Raw genomic sequence first — 228 nt, forward strand, 5'->3', positions numbered from 1 at the left:
GCCAGCCGAAGAGGCCGTTGCCGGTGCCGGGGTAGGTCCAGAGGGTGCCGTTGGTGTCGCGGGCGACGAGGTCGGGTTTGCCGTCGCTGGTGAGGTCCCCGGCGGCGCTGATGGCGGTCATGACGTTCCAGCCGTCGCCGACTTTGATGCGCCAGCCGAAGAGGCCGTTGCCGGTGCCGGGGTAGGTCCAGAGGGTGCCGTTGGAGTCACGGGCCACGAGGTCCGGCA

Annotated in this window: 1 protein-coding gene; it reads right to left on the bottom strand. The window is 70.6% G+C overall.

Annotated features, from left to right (window positions below):
• The coding region (locus tag AC5RT3_RS20730) for an FG-GAP repeat domain-containing protein (protein WP_494125122.1) at positions 1-228 on the bottom strand (228 nt) is incomplete at both ends.

It is taken from the genome of Arthrobacter sp. Y3221159 (assembly GCF_059089885.1).